At 50.0% G+C, this 15811-nt stretch carries 14 protein-coding genes; 8 read left to right on the top strand and 6 right to left on the bottom strand.

Annotated elements, in window-relative coordinates:
- Positions 1–38 precede the first annotated feature (38 nt).
- Genes mqnC through HRM2_RS16350 form a run of 3 tightly spaced genes read left to right on the top strand, consistent with a single transcriptional unit; the run spans position 39 to position 3152 of the window.
- Positions 39–1124: a cyclic dehypoxanthinyl futalosine synthase gene (gene mqnC, locus HRM2_RS16360; RefSeq protein WP_049770543.1), complete on the top strand. Its 1086-nt coding sequence runs from the start codon at positions 39–41 to the stop codon at positions 1122–1124.
- Positions 1121–2326 carry an amidohydrolase family protein gene (locus HRM2_RS16355; RefSeq protein WP_015905151.1) on the top strand — a complete coding sequence of 402 codons (1206 nt, stop codon included), beginning with the start codon at positions 1121–1123 and terminating at the stop codon, positions 2324–2326. The genes mqnC and HRM2_RS16355 overlap by 4 nt, the downstream gene beginning before the upstream one ends.
- A complete protein-coding gene (locus HRM2_RS16350) occupies positions 2319–3152 on the top strand; it encodes a menaquinone biosynthetic enzyme MqnA/MqnD family protein (protein WP_015905150.1) in 834 nt (277 codons plus the stop codon). The genes HRM2_RS16355 and HRM2_RS16350 overlap by 8 nt, the downstream gene beginning before the upstream one ends.
- Before the next feature lie 251 nt (positions 3153–3403).
- On the opposite strand, the gene HRM2_RS16345 is transcribed toward HRM2_RS16350, so the two are convergent.
- Positions 3404–3670 (bottom strand): DksA/TraR family C4-type zinc finger protein, encoded by a 267-nt coding sequence (locus HRM2_RS16345; RefSeq protein ID WP_015905149.1) that lies wholly within the window; start codon positions 3668–3670, stop codon positions 3404–3406.
- A gap of 384 nt (positions 3671–4054) precedes the next feature.
- Here HRM2_RS16345 and HRM2_RS16340 point away from each other — a divergent pair, with 384 nt between their 5' ends.
- Positions 4055–4753: a FadR/GntR family transcriptional regulator gene (locus HRM2_RS16340; protein ID WP_015905148.1), complete on the top strand. Its 699-nt coding sequence runs from the start codon at positions 4055–4057 to the stop codon at positions 4751–4753.
- A gap of 21 nt (positions 4754–4774) precedes the next feature.
- On the opposite strand, the gene HRM2_RS16335 is transcribed toward HRM2_RS16340, so the two are convergent.
- The 3 genes from HRM2_RS16335 to HRM2_RS16325 all read right to left on the bottom strand — a co-directional run bounded on the left by HRM2_RS16335 (position 4775) and on the right by HRM2_RS16325 (position 6835).
- Positions 4775–5254: a GNAT family N-acetyltransferase gene (locus HRM2_RS16335; protein WP_015905147.1), complete on the bottom strand. Its 480-nt coding sequence runs from the start codon at positions 5252–5254 to the stop codon at positions 4775–4777.
- Positions 5255–5379: 125 nt separating this feature from the next.
- On the bottom strand, positions 5380–6243 hold the full coding sequence (locus HRM2_RS16330; RefSeq protein WP_015905146.1) for a 1,4-dihydroxy-6-naphthoate synthase: 864 nt from the start codon (positions 6241–6243) through the stop codon (positions 5380–5382).
- Positions 6244–6538: 295 nt separating this feature from the next.
- Positions 6539–6835 carry a hypothetical protein gene (locus HRM2_RS16325; RefSeq protein ID WP_148214651.1) on the bottom strand — a complete coding sequence of 99 codons (297 nt, stop codon included), beginning with the start codon at positions 6833–6835 and terminating at the stop codon, positions 6539–6541.
- Positions 6836–7219: 384 nt separating this feature from the next.
- Between HRM2_RS16325 and HRM2_RS16320 the strand changes: the two genes are divergently transcribed.
- Positions 7220–7903 carry a PurH2 gene (locus HRM2_RS16320; protein WP_015905143.1) on the top strand — a complete coding sequence of 228 codons (684 nt, stop codon included), beginning with the start codon at positions 7220–7222 and terminating at the stop codon, positions 7901–7903.
- Positions 7904–7906: 3 nt separating this feature from the next.
- The gene (locus HRM2_RS16315; RefSeq protein WP_015905142.1) at positions 7907–9157 is read left to right on the top strand and encodes a PurH1; all 1251 of its coding nucleotides are present in this window, start codon (positions 7907–7909) and stop codon (positions 9155–9157) included.
- A gap of 43 nt (positions 9158–9200) precedes the next feature.
- On the opposite strand, the gene HRM2_RS16310 is transcribed toward HRM2_RS16315, so the two are convergent.
- Entirely contained in the window at positions 9201–11180 is a 1980-nt protein-coding gene (locus tag HRM2_RS16310) for a ribonuclease catalytic domain-containing protein (RefSeq protein WP_041273326.1), read from the bottom strand.
- 351 nt (positions 11181–11531) lie between these two features.
- Between HRM2_RS16310 and HRM2_RS16305 the strand changes: the two genes are divergently transcribed.
- Both HRM2_RS16305 and HRM2_RS25415 read left to right on the top strand, forming a co-directional pair.
- Positions 11532–13793 (top strand): DNA translocase FtsK, encoded by a 2262-nt coding sequence (locus HRM2_RS16305; RefSeq protein ID WP_015905140.1) that lies wholly within the window; start codon positions 11532–11534, stop codon positions 13791–13793.
- A gap of 55 nt (positions 13794–13848) precedes the next feature.
- A complete protein-coding gene (locus HRM2_RS25415) occupies positions 13849–14517 on the top strand; it encodes a Smr/MutS family protein (RefSeq protein WP_187149267.1) in 669 nt (222 codons plus the stop codon).
- 160 nt (positions 14518–14677) lie between these two features.
- Here the strand turns inward: HRM2_RS25415 and mltG are convergent, their stop codons facing one another.
- Complete coding sequence (gene mltG / locus HRM2_RS16295; RefSeq protein ID WP_015905138.1) at positions 14678–15781, bottom strand: endolytic transglycosylase MltG; 1104 nt, start codon at positions 15779–15781, stop codon at positions 14678–14680.
- Positions 15782–15811: the final 30 nt, after the last annotated feature.

Genomic DNA, 15811 nt, shown 5'->3' with positions numbered 1-15811 from the left:
CCCGGGAACAAAGTAGAGACAAAAATATGGACCATAGCATGGACACGTATCACACCACTTGCGTTGACCAGAACATCGATCAGATTGTTGAAAAAATAATTGCCGGACAGAGAATTTCCCGGGAAGAAGGGCTCAAGCTTTTTTATGACGCCGAACTTTTAACCCTGGCAAGACTTGCGGAAAATCGACGTTTTGAGCGCCATCCAGACAGGATTGTTACCTTTGTTGTGGACCGCAACATCAATTACACCAACATCTGTGTATCTGGTTGTCGTTTCTGCGCCTTTTACAAGACCCTGGAAAGTGGACAGGGGTATGTGATCACACGAGATTCCCTCAAGGCCAAGATTGCCGAGACCATTGCGCTCGGGGGCACCCAGATTCTTCTCCAGGGTGGCATGAACCCGGAACTTTCCCTTGATTATTATACGGACCTTTTGACTTTTATCAAGGACCGTTTTGACATCCATGTCCATGGCTTTTCACCGCCCGAGATCTCTTTTATTGCTGAAAAGTCGGGCCTTTCAATTGCCGAAACCATAACCCGGTTGAGAAAGGCAGGACTGGACTCGATCCCTGGTGGCGGGGCCGAAATCCTCTGTGATGAGGTAAGAAAAAAGGTTTCTCCCAACAAGTGTCTCACCGACACCTGGCTCGAGGTGATGCGGGTGGCCCACGGCCAGGGCATGCGTTCCAGTGCCACCATGATGTTCGGCCACCTTGAGTCCCCCTGCCACATTGTTGAGCACCTGTCGCGCATCAGGGAGCTCCAGGATGAGACCGGTGGATTTACCGCTTTTATTCCCTGGACTTTCCAGCCGGGCAACACAAAAATCCAGGTTCCCAAAACGGGGTCGGTGCCTTACCTGCGGGTCCTTGCCCTTAGCCGGATATTTCTGGACAACATTGATAACATCCAGGCGTCCTGGGTTACCCAGGGCGATAAAATTGCCCAGACAGCTCTTTTTTACGGTGCCAATGACATGGGGAGCACAATGATAGAGGAGAATGTGGTGGCTGCCGCCGGCGTGGATTTCATGCTCCCGGAATCCGAGATAAAACGGCTGATCACAACGGCCGGGTTTGAGCCAAGGCAGCGGGACTGTTATTACAACCTCCTATGATGTTGCCCAATAAAACCCCTGGATTTAAAGGGTGTGAAATTATCCAGTCCCCCGGGAATCCCTGTGTCCACCGGGCCGCCTGGGTGGTTGTCACTCCCTGGAAGATCATAGCAAATGGCTATGTCCGTGTGGAAAACGGCAGGATTGTCGAGGTGGGGAGCAACTATTCCGGCACAGACGGGGTTGACCATGGCTCTGGCGTTCTCATGCCGGGCCTTGTCAATGTTCATACCCACCTTGAACTATCGGCCCTTCGGGGGCGGTTGCCCTTTGACAAGGGATTTAAGGGCTGGGTGGCAGATCTGCTTGTGGTCCGCAGCAAACTGGGTTTTCCGGCCTTAAGGGCTGCAGCCCGGCAGGGGATCGCCCAGATGCTGGCCACGGGCACCTTGGGTGTCGGTGAAATTTCCACCCTGGGTATCACCCGTGATCTAGTGGCGAGTTCCAGGCTTTCAGGTGTGTGGTTCCAGGAACTGCTCGGTTCAGATGATCCAGCCCCTGTTTTTGAGCTTGGGCCTTTTACCGATCAAAGACTTGGTTTCTCCGTTGCTGGCCATGCGCCCCATACCGCTTCTCCCCAACTTCTGGCAGGACTTAAGCGAGCGTCTGTCTTGCAGAACCTTCCCTTTTCCATCCATGTGGCTGAATCCAGTGACGAGTCGCAGTTCATCCGGACAGCAGGGGGGGAGTGGGCTGATTTTCTGACTGAACGGGGCATTGACTTTTCGACCTGGCCCCTTCCGGCAAGGAGCCCTGTGGTCTACCTTGACCGACTTGATCTCCTTGATTCAAAGACCCTGGCGGTTCACCTGCTGGATGTCGACAACCACGACCTTGATCTCCTGGTTGAACGGGGGGTGAAAACAGCCGTCTGTCCCAGGAGTAACTTGAACCTTCACCACCGACTTCCCTGCATCCGGCAGCTGCTTGACCACGGGCTGAGGCCGGCCCTTGGCACGGACAGCCTTGCCAGCTGTGATTCTCTGAGCATGGCCGATGAGATGGCTTTTGCGGCTCAAAATTATTTTGATGTGTCTGCCGCTGAAATCCTTGCCATGGCCACCTGTTACGGGGCAAGGGCCTTGGGTCTGGACAGTGATTTTGGCACTCTTGAACCGGGTCGATTGGCAAAGTTTCTCTTTGTTCCGGCTGAGGCAGATACACCTGAACATCTATTGGAAATCATAATACGCAATGAATAAAGATACCCTTTCCATGGGGCGGATCGATTACATCAACGCTTCTCCTGTATACTATGGCCTGGATCACGGCCTGCTGCCAGCCTGGATCACCATGACTGACGGCCCGCCTGCCGTACTCAACCGCATGATCCGCAGGGGTGATCTTGCCATAAGCCCCATTTCAGCAGGCTTTTATGGATGTCACCACAGGGATCTTCTGGTGCTGCCGGATCTGTCCATATCCTGTAACGGACCGGTTCTTTCGGTCATTTTGATGAGCAACTCTCCCATTGAAAAGCTTCACAATAAAAAGGTTGTCCTTACCGAGGATTCAGCCACCTCAGCCCTTCTTGTCCGGCTGATTTTTGCTGAACACAAGGTTACCCCGGTCTTTGTGACCGGGAAAATGAGGCACCCCGAAGATATCCCCGTTGATGCTGAAGCTGTGCTTGTCATCGGCGATGCAGCCCTGACCCAGCCCTGGGATGATTTTTTTGACCTTCGCATGGATCTTGGGAAACTGTGGTACCAATCGACCGGGATGCCCTTTGTGTTTGCCGTGTGGGTGGTGAGGCGGGACTTTGCCGCACAGCACCCTGAACGGGTGGCCCTGGCCCTGGATCTGTTTCTTCAGTCAAGGCATCAGGGGTATGAGAATATCGGGGCCGTCATTGACAGGGGCGTTGCCAGGCTCAACCTTGACCGCTGCCTGATTGAGCGGTATTATCAGGTGCTGCTCTGTGACCTTGACTCGCCCAAGATTCATGCCCTTGAGCTGTTTTTTCAACGCCTCTATATGCACGGACTTTTTAACGAACAGGTAAAGGTTGAGCTGTTTCAGCCCTGATGGGCATATAACCTTAAAGGTATAAAGTAAAAAACGACTGACCATATAACCGGCACGGCCGGAGCGCGATATGGCTCCGGCCTCAACAAATTTTGAAACACCTTCATTGACAATGCTTTGGCGAGTGTTTCATATAAACCGGCACGGCCGGAACGAGGGATGGCATCCGGCCACAACAAATATGGAAACTCCGCCAATGTTAATGCTTTGGTGGGTGTTTCATATAAAAAATAATACGGCTTTGTATCATTTTATTTTAACTGGCTGTCTTTGCTGCCGCGGCGGTTGATTCCCGTGGAAACGGCCTGTTGGGCTTCAAGTTCTGCCTGGCAGGCCACACACAGGTAAACCCCTGGAATCGCCTGGCGCCGGGCTTGGGGAATTTCTTCTTCGCAGATTCGGCAATGGGTGAGGCTCTCCCCTTTGGGTAGCCGACTCCTGGCCAGGCTCACCGCATCATCGATCCCTGCATCAATTTGTTCCTGTACCGCACCGTCTTTTGCCCACCCTACTGCCATGTGTCAACTCCTTCTTTTATAGGACTCCCCACCGTGGCATCCTCCAGGGGGGGGACAATGTTCGTTGTGGCCCACCATTTATGGAGGAAAGGCCAGTGGAACCAGGGAGAAAATCAGATGAATATTTGAAAAAAACCTTGATATAAAATAATTCCTCGTGGATAAAGTAGTACTTTATGTTTGGGATGGGGCGGTTCAGGATGGTTAGTCAGTGCCCTTTCATGATTCTCGCCATCCCAAGAAATCCCTTGGTTTTACCAGGAAATCAAGGCAAATTTGAATATACAGGTGCGCCAATCCCTTGAACTCCATGCTGAATTCTTGCACAATCAAAAACAGATATGATACTTTAAAGGACCTGACCCCAGACCACGGGAGACCCATATGAAAATGCCAATTAAACCCATTAAACCCCAAAAAATATCCGACCAGGCCTTTGATCAGATCAGGGAACTGATTTACAGGGGTGAACTCAAGCCGGGAGAGAGGATGATGGCCGAGCGCGAGCTTGCCCGGGCCATGCAGGTGAGCCGCAGCACCATCAGGGATGCCATTCAGCGACTTGTCACCATGGGCCTTGTGGTTCACAAGCAGGGCCAGGGGACTTTTGTAAAGGTGGTTGACCCTAAGGAAGAGATCAACATTTCCAAAATGATGCAGATCCAGGACGCCACCATTGATGATCTCCTTGAAGTCCGGCTGGGGCTTGAGTGTAATGCTGCAGCCTTTGCGGCAAAACGGGCAGATGCGGATGATATCAAGGCCATGGACCACGCCATGGTGGAGATGAAAAGAGAAATTGCCTCGGGTTGTCTCGGCACCGCGGCCGACACATCTTTTCACATGGCCATTGCCTATGCCGCTAAAAATTCCCTCCAGATCCTCATCATGCGCAATTTCTATGATTATTTTTTCCATGGCATTCGAACAAATCTTGAACATCTGTACAGGGGCAAAGAAAACGTAGAGACCATCCTCAAACAGCACCTTGCCATCATTAACGCCATCAAGGCCAGAAATTGTGATCAGGTCCACATGGCCATGAAAGCGCATATGGATTTCGTGGTTCAATTTTCCAAGTAGATTGATGTATGCCCTTGAAATTTACAAAGCCATCTCCATGCGCAAAAGGGGCCACCACTGGCCTTTAAATTTATGAAATTTTTTTTCACTGGCCGTTATCTTAAACCCCAGGGAAAGGTAGCATTTGATGGCTTGAATATTTTGTTCAAACACGGACAGTTTTATTTTTTTTGCTCCAAACTGGCTTTGGGCATGGTCAATTGCCATTTGAAGCAGTTCTTTTTCGACCCTGCTGCCCCGGGCCGCCTGATTTGCTATCAAAACCCGGCATAATCGGTAAACTTCGTCCGATTCCCTGATAAGCTCAACAAATCCAACTTGCTTACCTTTGGATTCAACCAGAAATGGAGTCACATTTTTGGACTGCACATGGTGTTTAATTTGTTCGGTTGTCAGGGGCCACTCGTACAATGCGCCGCTCCACTGAAGATTGCTCACTTCGTCTGGAATCCAGCCCACTAAAAGGGTATAATCATCCGGTGTAAATGGAATTAGCTTCATCTTAACTCCTATGTTTTAAACCGGTATAGCCCCTGGTTTTAAAAAAGTAAAGCGTTAAGAGTCTATTTGCAGCTCGCATTCCATATCTGATTTTAAGATAATTAACCGGAATAGGTCGTATTGTTTCAGCCTGGATGGGCAAACAAAGGCTTGCTGGCCGGTGTTATCAACCCGGCGCGTTCACCCTTTTCAAAGAATGCTTCAATGGCAGCCTCTCCCTCTTTACCCAGACAGGATGAAAATGTGTTCACATAGAGGCTGATGTGCTGGTTGATCACCTGATCGTCAAGCTCCTGGGCGTGCTCCCGGATGTATTGGCGGCCAGCCTGGGGGTTCTTTCCAGCAAGGTCAATGCTCTGGCGGATCAGGCCTTCCACCCTTGCAGCAATTTCAGGTCCAAGGTCTCGCTTGATGGCAATGCATCCCAGGGGAATGGGCAGTCCGGTCTGCGTCTCCCACCATTGTCCAAGGTCTGCCAGGCAATCAAGCCCAAGGGTCTGGAAGACAAACCTGCCCTCGTGGATGATCACACCTATATCGTTCTCTCCCCTGACGATTGAGGGCATGATGGCCTCAAAGGGCATGGCCACCAGTTCTGCTGTTATTCCCGGAAATTGATTTTCAAGAAAGAACCGGAATAACAGACAGGCCGTGGTGCCGAATCCGGGTACGGCAACCCTGAGCCGGGTGTCGGGCTTAATCTTTGTACCGGGTTTTGCCACCACAAGGGGGCCGCATCCCCGGCCCAGGGCTGCACCTGTCCTGAGAAGGGCATAGTCGTTCCTGAGGTTGCCAAGGGCTGCAAACGACAGTTTTGTTACGTCAAAACGTCCTGCTCCGGCCTTTTGGTTCAAGGTCTCCACATCGGCCAGGGTGATGGTGAAATCAAGTGTCTGATCTACAATGCGTTTTGCCGCAATGGCATGGAAAATATAGGTGTCGTTGGGACAGCTTGAATAGGCAAGGGAGAGTGTCTTTGTTCGGTGCAAGGGGCAACTCCTGGATTTTTGTCCAATGATTCTGAGAAAAGTTAAGGCGTTTTAACAAGTTTTCTCCGGGGTGTCAAACAGCCTTGGTCTGTTCACGATTTATGACCTTTAGAAAATCTATCCCAGGGCAGGGATTCGGTATTCGCAGCTTTGCTCTACTTTACGAAAGACCAGAAACCCTGGGGGAACTCTATTTGACCGGATCTGCTGGTTGCCGGGCATTTGAGGTAGGCGACTGCGACTACAGCCCCATGCCCGGCGTCTTCCATATCCAGCCAACTACCGTTTGCAATTTTTAGGTTTTATCCAATGTTTTAAAAACATCTGCGGCGCTCATCAAGGGTTCAAGTTTCCATGTGGTTCGTTTAATCCGGCAGAATGGAAGCATGAGGCGGTTTATTTCCATGAGAGCCTCATCTGCTTTTCCAGGTTGTGCATATATGATGTTATAGCCTTTAAAGCAGCCGTTCCCATCGGAGCATGAGAAAGCATGCCATTTTTTCAGGCAGTCTGGAAGGGGATGGGAAGCCATTTCAATACTGCATTTCTTCCAATCTTCGGTTTTGTTTCCCGGCATCGTAAACGTACCCATAAAGATCATTTTTTTGCCTCCGTTGTTAGAAATTGCGTTAGGGGTCAAATCTTGTATGGAATTTGTCTGAATTTGAGGATCGGGCTCTTGGGAAGCGAAAATCGGGCTCTTTGTTATTATGATATCAACGCCATTTCGGGAGGGGATTCTGCCTGGTCTTTTTGTCTGACCCAGAATATATATAGGATGGGCCGTTCCCCTTTGTCAACCAAAGTTAAAAAAATATTTCGATATCAATCCGTTTGACTTGTGGGTGGTCTTCCTATTGAGTCTTGACTTAAAACCGGTATTTTTATATTAACATTCATTACCAACGGCCGTGTGAATGGTCGATTTCTTGATTCAGTATGATTTTTTATAAAAACGAACTCCACAGGAAAAATTATGGGAAAGAATGTTGTAGATAAAATTGATGATTTGATCCCCATCAACACGGTGCTTGTGAGCGTCTCGGACAAGCAGGGACTTGAACTGTTAATCCCGGCCCTGGTTGCAGCCAATCCAAAAGTCCGGATACTCTCCACAGGGGGGACCTTTTCCAGGATCCAGGAGATCCTCGGGCAGAAAGCCGAGGGCCGGCTTACCCAGGTGGCCGATTATACCGGTCAGCCTGAAACCCAGGGGGGGCTTGTAAAAACCCTTGACTTCAGGATCTATCTCGGGCTTCTTACGGAAACTTACAATGATGCCCACCAGGCGGATTTAAAACGGACCTCATCCATGGCTATTGACATGGTTGTGGCCAACCTCTATCCGTTCAAGCAGACCATTGCAACGGCCGGGGTTACCTGTGAGAACGCCCGGGGCAACATTGATATCGGCGGACCCACCATGATCCGGGCCTCAGCCAAAAATTTTATCCGGGTGGCGTCCGTGGTTGATCCTGAATCCTATGGCGGTATCATAGAGCGCCTTGGGGCAAACAACGGCTGCCTTTCCCTTGGGGACCGGTTCGAGCTTGCAAAGAAAGCCTTTAAACACACGGCCGAGTATGACGCCACCATTTCAGGCTATCTGGATACCCTGACCATGGATGCGGTCAAGGCCTGCTACCCAAAAGGAGCGTAACCCATGGTTGAAGATTTAAAAAAAATGTACAAAACAGTAATGGACGATCATTTTACCCCGACCATGGAGATCAGCTTTGTGGATAAGGGTAAACGCCAGACCCTGGTCTATGAAAAAGTGGCCTGGACCATTGACGGCGTTCAAAAGGGGTTGAGGTACGGTGAAAACCCCGGTCAGGAGGCGGCCCTTTACCGCCTTGCTAACGGCAACCTTGTTCTGGGCGATGTTGAGACCATAAAGCCGGGCCGTTACCTGGTGTCTGACCTTGAGCTTCTCCAGTCAGGCAAGCATCCCGGTAAGACCAACCTTACGGATGCGGACAATGCCCTGAACATTTTGCGCTATTTTTCAGACATGCCCTGTGCCGTTATTGTAAAGCACAACAATCCCTGTGGCGTTGCCCGGGCTGCGACACTGGAACAGGCTTATTCAAAGGCGTATATGGCAGACAGGGTTGCAGCCTTTGGTGGGTGCATCGCCCTTAACCGGCCCGTTGACAAGATTACGGCTGAGGCCATTGCCAACCAGTATGCCGAGGTGGTGGTGGCGCCGGACTTTGAGGAAGGCGTGCTTGAGATCCTTGGCCAGAGAAAAAATCTTCGCCTCATCCGCATCAATGCCATGGACAAACTCAAAACCTATATCGGCCAGCGGGTTCTTGATTTCAAGAGCCTCATGGACGGCGGGCTTGTGGCCCAGTGGTCGTTTGCGCCCACCTCCCTCACCAAAGAGGCTCTGACCCTTGCCTCCACGGTTTACAAGGATAAAACCTACACGGTAAACCGTAAACCCACGGATAAAGAGTACAGCGACATGCTCTTTGGCTGGCTTGTGGAATCCGGGGTTACCTCAAATTCCGTGATTTACGTCAAGGACAATGTTACCGTGGGTATTGGAACCGGTGAACAAGACAGGGTGGGTGTTGCCGAGATAGCCGTTGACAAGGCCTACCGGAAGCTCATGGACCGCTACAGCTTTGAGCGGCATCAAACGCCGTTCAATACTCTGAAAGATGCGGACAAGCGGGCCGAGATAGAAGCCGCGGTCAAGGCGGTCAAGGGCGGGCTGATCGGGTCCACCATGGTGAGCGACGCTTTCTTCCCGTTCAGGGATGGAATTGATGTGGGGCTTGAACAGGGAATCAAGAGCGTAATCCAGCCCGGCGGTTCCCAAAATGACTATGAGTCCATTGAGGCGTGCAACGAGAACGATGCCACCATGGTCTACACTGGACAGAGAAGTTTCAAGCATTAAAACCAAAGGGGGGCGTTGAAGAAACGTCCCCTAATGACCGAATTTAAACGAATAGAGACAGCTGATCCCTTCTGGCATCTGCGTGCTGGATGGTGACGTTGATCAGGTCCCCTGGCTTGAGGTTGAGACCGGATGAGGAAATTCTCCATTCAAGCATGTAATCCTTGAGCATCACCATGTAAAAGTCCCTTCGCGCATCCAGAACAATCGCCTCACAGGTTGACCCCTTCATGGTTTCAAGATATCTGAGCAGCCAGTACCTGCGTCGCTGGAACTGGATTTTTCCCGTGTTGGTGACAGGCTCCTTGACAACCTGGAGAATGGCGTCAAGCGCTTCCTTTGTGTATGCGGGTTCATACCCCAGGGTGCTCCGGATCTGTCGCTGGGTGAGAAGGTCGTAGTACCGTCGGATGGGGGAGGTGGCCGTGACATAGGCTTTCACACCAAGTCCTGAGTGGTTCTCGGGTTTGGTGCCAATGATGGCTCGGCTCAGCTGTTTTCGCTGCATGCAGTTGGGAAACAACGAGGTTTCGATGCCTTGGAAAAGCCGTTTCTTCGGGTCGGGCTGGGATCTGAATACGGCGGGAACTTTGCGGGTTGACAGAAAATCGGCCATGAGGGTGTTGGCAAGGATCATCATTTCAGATATCAGCATGCGTGCAGGGTTTTCCCGGTCAACCCGGGAGATCCCGATTTCGCCGTTGTCTTCGATCCAGATGTTTACCTCCGGCAGGGTGATCTGGACACCGCCCGCCTTGAGCCGTTTTTCCCTGAGCACGGTGGCGGCCTTGTACAGGGTCGTGATGGGCTCATCCTCACCGTTGAGCATGTTGGCTTCGCTGTAGGTCATCTGTTTGTGGACCTTGATGACGCTTGTAACGATCTGGTAGTCGGTGATCTCAAAAAAACGGTTCAGGTGGACAAGGGTTGAAATGCCCGGCCGGATCTCACCCTCTTTGAGGCTGCACAGGTTTTCCGAAAGACTCGGCGGAAGCATGGAGATCTTGTCGTCGGGCATGTAGATGGAACTGCCCCTTGTCCTGGCATCCAGGTCAATGGGATCGTCGTCCTTGATGAAAAAAGCCACATCAATGATGTGGATACCGATGATGTAGCCGTCATCCTTTTTTTCAAGGCTGATGGCGTCGTCATAGTCCAGGGTAGACTGACCGTCAATGGTGATGATGGGAAGGTTGGTCAGATCGCATCTTAACGGGTCGGCTGTGGGATCAAGGGTTGCGTCGATGATGGTTTGTGTCTTGGTCATCACCGAGTCAGGAAAATTTGTGGGAATATCCAGGCGGATGAGGTCGGTGTTCTCGTCTTTGTTCCAGATGCCCGTTCGTACGAGGGCCGAAAAGATCTGATCCGTTGAATCCGCCCCTGCCTTTGCCAGGATGGCCCTGGCCGTGTGGGCGTCTTTACTTTCTTTCTCAAAGACATAATATGCCTTGAGAATATCAAGAATGCCGGGATCAATCTCCTGGTTGTTGACCGTCTGATTGTTGAGAACCTGTTTTAGCCATGTTCCGCCTTGTTCAATCAGCCGTTCCAGGGCTTCGGCCTCCCGAAGTTGCCTGAGTGAACTTTCAACCTGCTGTTCGGTAAAGGGCGTAAATCCGTCCTTGCCAAACTTGAAATAGAGCCTGTCGTTGAAAAAGGCCCTTACCACGGCAGACCTGTGGTCGCTGGTTAAAGGCGGATCAAAGCAGAAACTGGTCATGGTGGCAACGTCTATCTCTTCTTGCTCATCATGGAGAAGTTCCCACATCTCTTTGACCTGGATGGTTGCGGCAAGATCCTCCCTTGCCAGTGCCGTGCGCTTGAGCGCTTTGATGGTAAAATCCCTGGTGCCTGCCATATCAAGGGGCTCTTCAGACACATGGGTCAGCCGGCTTGCTGAAAGGTTTACCTCACGGTTATTTTCGGTGAGCAGGCGCAACCTGTTTTGTTTGATCTGTAACACAACTGCGCAAATCATCCGTTGCTGGTCTATGTATTCTACAATGCTTCCTATATTCATAGCAGAGTACATTATCAGTATGAATGTTTAAAGTCAATCAGGAGGGGCTATCTGCTTGAAAAAAGGGACGTTGTCGGGTAAAATGTCCCCTGTCAGATAAAAGTAGATAAAACAAGGGGGCGGGCTCTGGTGTGAATGGGAAAGGCAGTTTAAAATCCTGAATGGGGCTGACGTTGTTTGCGTGAAACAGTTCTGAACCCTTGGACAGAAATAGATTCTGCCCTATTTATTGTTGAATGGCACGGGGGTGTTCCCTTGTGGCAGTGGCATCTCTTTTTTAATTGTGCTATAGAAGAAAGCTTAATTTAATGTTCTGGCTTGTCTTACCCCTAACATAAAAGAGTTGGTCGTGTGAAAAAGTTTAAATACAGTATCGATGAAGATCTCCTGATCATCAAAACGGAATGTGGTGAATACAAGTTTAAAATAGATGATGAAATGGGATTGGCCAATGCGCAACGTATTGCAGACCTGATGGTCAATGAAATGGAAAAAGTTGAAAAAAAATTCCTGGGTGGCAGAGAAACGGTAAGTCCATATGCAGCGCTGCTCATGTCCAAGTTGAATCTATCCGATAGGTATGTTCAACTTGAGAACAGATATAATGCCCTTGTGAAAGAACATGAACAGACAAAGGCGCTTTATCTGGACCAGCGCAAGTCGGGTGAAACCTACAAGCAGATACTGGAAAAGAAAAAAATATCCCTCAGGGATGTTATTTCAGAGGATTTAAAGCGGATTACTGAAAGTCTTTCATTTTCCCGGAAAATAGAAGATATGGCAGAAACGTTACCAGATCCGGCGCCCGCACAAGAAGACTTTCAGCAACAGCCGTCCATGGAAAAACAATCCGAGCAAAGCCTAACCCAGGCAATGGACCCAGAGCCAGCGTTGGTGGAAATCCCGGTGGAACAGTCAGAGCCCGGGCCATTGGAAAAAACAAAAATTGAAACAACGCCAGCCACATTGGAAGAACCGGTCTTGGCGCCAGGGTCAGAGCCGTTGGAAGAACCAGTCACAGGGCCTGAACCTGAACCCAAACCCGAACCTGAACCCGAATCTTTGATCGAATCCGCAATAGTCTTGTCCCAAGAGCCCTCCTATCAGTTGCGGATTAATACACCGGGAAGAAATTTTAAAAGTGCCATGGCGTCCGTCACCACCAGCAGTGATGAATTTCAGCTGCCTTGTCTGGATTTTCTTAAAACCTCTGATGTGGAGATAGAGGTTGACCATGAGGCCATACGAAGGGATGCAGAACTGTTAGAACAGAAACTTGGTTATTTTGGAATCAAGGGTGAGGTAATGGAAGTGTCGCCCGGGCCTGTGATCACCACCTTTGAATACAAGCCTGCTCCGGGAATCAAGATCAGTAAGATCGTAAACCTGGCAGATGATCTGGCCCTTGCCCTGAGTGCCCTGAGTATTCGCATTGTTGCCCCAATTCCCGGCAAGGATGTTATCGGGGTTGAAATACCCAATGCAAAAATGAGTATTGTTCCCTTTATTGACATTGTTGGCTCAGATGAGTTTAAAAACAATGATTCTAAAATCCCCATCTGCCTGGGTAAGGATATTGTTGGCAATCCAGTTGTTGTGGGACTTGAAAAAATGCCCCATCTTCTGATCGCAGGGGCCACGGGCACAGGTAAAAGTGTTGGGCTCAACGCCATGATCACAAGTATTCTCTATAAATCATCACCCGATGAAGTTAAGTTTATCATGATTGATCCCAAGCGCATTGAACTTTCTTTGTTCAATGATATTCCCCACCTGATAACGCCTGTTATCACTGATATGAAAAAGGCAAACACGGCTCTGCAGTGGGTGGTAAGGGAAATGGAGTTTAGGTATGAGATGCTTGCCAAACTCCAGGTGAGAAATATTGAGCAGTACAATCAGAAAATAAAGACAGCAGATTTGTCTGAATATGATGACGATGATACCTTTGAGGTGTTTTCATATATTGTCATCATTATTGATGAGCTTGCAGACCTGATGATGACCGCAAGCAAGGACATTGAATTCTCATTGACCCGTATTGCCCAGATGGCTAGGGCTGCCGGCATTCATCTGATCCTTGCCACCCAGCGTCCTTCGGTTGATGTGCTGACCGGGATCATAAAGGCCAATTTTCCCACACGGATATCGTTTCAGGTCTCGTCTAAAACCGATTCCAGAACCATCATTGACGCCAATGGCGCTGAAACCCTTCTGGGCAGGGGGGATATGCTTTTTGTTCCCCCTGGTACTGCACGTCTCAGCAGGGTCCATGGGACCTACCTTTCGGAAGAAGAGCTTGTTACCATAACCAATTTTTTAAAAGCCCAGGGTAAACCCCGGTATGTAATGGACGTGGTCACAGAACGGGAAGAAGATTCGGCCATGGATACCGTTAACATGGGTGATGATGATTATGATGAAAAATACCAGGCTGCCCTGGAGTATGTTTTTACCACAAGGCAGGCATCCATTTCAAGCGTTCAAAGGGCCCTCAGAGTCGGTTATAACAGGGCGGCAAGAATCATCGATCTCATGGAGAAAAAAGGGATTGTCGGCCAATCAGACGGGGTGAAACCTCGTCAGGTTCTGATCGATCGCCTGGATTTATAGTTATTCCATGTCAGGGAAAAACAGACAAAATAAGAAGTCAGGATCGGCACGCAAATTGAAAAAGCAGTTGAACCGGAACGGTATTCCTGTTTTTGACAGGGGGGAAGACCTTTTTTTTATGTTCAAGGAGATGTCCGAAGCAGGGTTGCCCGCAACGGATCAGTCCTGTGAACAAATCCCGGACACAGTTTCAGCCGTCGAGCCGGAACCTGGGTCAAGGCAGAAATCAAACCCCAACGACCGGAATGGACTGCCCATCCTTTCCCGATCAACCAGTCTTTCAAGGCTGTTTGCAACCAAGGCCCAAAAGATCGAAGATGATGAGGATTTTCCCAGCCTTCTTGAACGTTCCCTTAGGGGTAAAAACGGTGCCGCCCTTTTAAGGGATAAAAGGGAAAAAGATTTTCCTGAGCCAGTCCCGCTGAAAAAACAGCTTAAACGCTATCCCCCACCCGAAGAAGAGCTGGATCTGCATGGGGATCCGGCCATCCGTGCCGTTGTCCGTTCGGAGTCCTTTGTCCGGACAGCCTGGCGGGCAGGGGAGTTCACCGTCAGCATTGTCGTGGGCAAGGGACTCCATTCTGAGTTTGGGGCAGTGCTTCCCGATGTGGTTGAAGACCTTCTGGTGAGATTGAAAAAAGAGGGGATCGTTCTCTGGTTTGAGTGGGACAGAAAATTTAAAAGCCGGAGCGGTGCTGTTATTGTCTATCTGAAACAACGCTGAGCCGTTAGGTGCCCACCCCATACAGGCGGCTGTCTGGTCGGCCGTTGCATTTTCCCTAGGAGCGGCAGTTTGGGATTAACTGCCATGAATGGCAAGCTCTTTGGAATTGCGACATGAATCAACTCAGTCGAGCATGTACCTTTGGTGAAGAAAATGTCAGCTATCTTCCAAGCTGGTAGCGGCGGACGGCCTTGTTGTGCTCCTGGATGGTTTTTGAAAACTTGTGGGTGGTATCTTTTTTGGATACAAAGTAGAGAAAGTCGGTTTTAGCAGGAAAAAGTGCTGCCCCAAGGGAGAATTTCCCAGGATTTGCAATGGGTCCTGCTGGAAGTCCCTTGATTTTGTAGGTGTTGTAGGGTGTGATTGTCTGCAGGTCTTTTCTTGTGATATTTCCATTGAAATCAGGAATTCCATAGATCACTGTGGGATCGGAATCAAGGCGCATTCCTCTTTTTAAGCGGTTGTGGAATACCGATGCGATAATGGGCCGCTCGCTGCTGTTACCGGTCTCTTTTTCAATGATCGAGGCAAGGGTGACAATTTCATGGGCGGAAAATCCCAGGTCCAGGGTCCTCTGCTTCCATTGGGGGGTATAGACAACATTGAATCGTTGGACCATCTGCTGGATGATCTTTTTCTGGGGGGTGTCTTTTCTAAAAAAATAGGTTTCAGGGAAAAGGTAACCTTCAAGGGTGGCTGCCCTGACCTTGAGTTGTTCGGCAAACCCGGGGTCCCTTGCAAGGTCCAGGAAATCTTTTCGGGTGCCGAACCCTGCCCGTTCAACAAGTTTGGCGGTTTCTTCAAGATTCAGCCCCTCGGGAATGGTGATGTGGTGAAGCATGACCTGGCCTTTTACCAGAATGGTCAGGATCTGTTCCGGGGTCATGGAGGCGGAGAGTCCGTACTCACCAGCCTGAATCTTGGTGGCCATTTTTCTGTGGCGGACCAGCAGCCTGAAGAGGATATCCTGGGTAATGATTTTTTTGTGGGCCAGCAGTCGGGATATTCCCTTGAGGCTTTTGCCGGGTTTGATGATAATGATCTGTTGTTTGCCTGATTGGTCAGCAGGTGTGTGAACAAAGCGGTTCATCTGCCATAGCCCCAGGGATGTAAGGGCTGACAGGATCAAAAGCAGGGTGCCCAGGGCAATGGCTATTCGTTTCAGCCAGGTTTTTTTTGTGGTGTTGTTGTTTGCCATGGGGCGGTTTACCCTTTTTTTGTATCCGTTGTCAAAGACAATCACAGGGTGACAACCCATTGACATGGTCTTTGTGCATGGTTAAGTATAGTATAA

Source organism: Desulforapulum autotrophicum HRM2, assembly GCF_000020365.1.
Taxonomy (GTDB): domain Bacteria; phylum Desulfobacterota; class Desulfobacteria; order Desulfobacterales; family Desulfobacteraceae; genus Desulforapulum; species Desulforapulum autotrophicum.
Note: the sequence above shows the minus strand (reverse complement) of the source record. Positions and strands in the feature narration are given on the sequence as shown.

Bases quoted from the DNA above. Each gene is read 5' to 3' on its own strand.
- HRM2_RS16355 (WP_015905151.1), top strand. From the start codon at position 1,121: ATGATGTTGCCCAATAAAACCCCTGGATTTAAAGGGTGTGAAATTATC.
- mltG (WP_015905138.1), bottom strand. From the start codon at position 15,781: ATGTCAATGGGTTGTCACCCTGTGATTGTCTTTGACAACGGATACAAA.
- HRM2_RS16315 (WP_015905142.1), top strand. From the start codon at position 7,907: ATGGTTGAAGATTTAAAAAAAATGTACAAAACAGTAATGGACGATCAT.
- HRM2_RS16335 (WP_015905147.1), bottom strand. From the start codon at position 5,254: ATGAAGCTAATTCCATTTACACCGGATGATTATACCCTTTTAGTGGGC.
- HRM2_RS16340 (WP_015905148.1), top strand. From the start codon at position 4,055: ATGAAAATGCCAATTAAACCCATTAAACCCCAAAAAATATCCGACCAG.
- HRM2_RS16325 (WP_148214651.1), bottom strand. From the start codon at position 6,835: ATGGGTACGTTTACGATGCCGGGAAACAAAACCGAAGATTGGAAGAAA.
- HRM2_RS16345 (WP_015905149.1), bottom strand. From the start codon at position 3,670: ATGGCAGTAGGGTGGGCAAAAGACGGTGCGGTACAGGAACAAATTGAT.
- HRM2_RS16350 (WP_015905150.1), top strand. From the start codon at position 2,319: ATGAATAAAGATACCCTTTCCATGGGGCGGATCGATTACATCAACGCT.
- HRM2_RS16320 (WP_015905143.1), top strand. From the start codon at position 7,220: ATGGGAAAGAATGTTGTAGATAAAATTGATGATTTGATCCCCATCAAC.
- mqnC (WP_049770543.1), top strand. From the start codon at position 39: ATGGACACGTATCACACCACTTGCGTTGACCAGAACATCGATCAGATT.
- HRM2_RS16310 (WP_041273326.1), bottom strand. From the start codon at position 11,180: ATGAATATAGGAAGCATTGTAGAATACATAGACCAGCAACGGATGATT.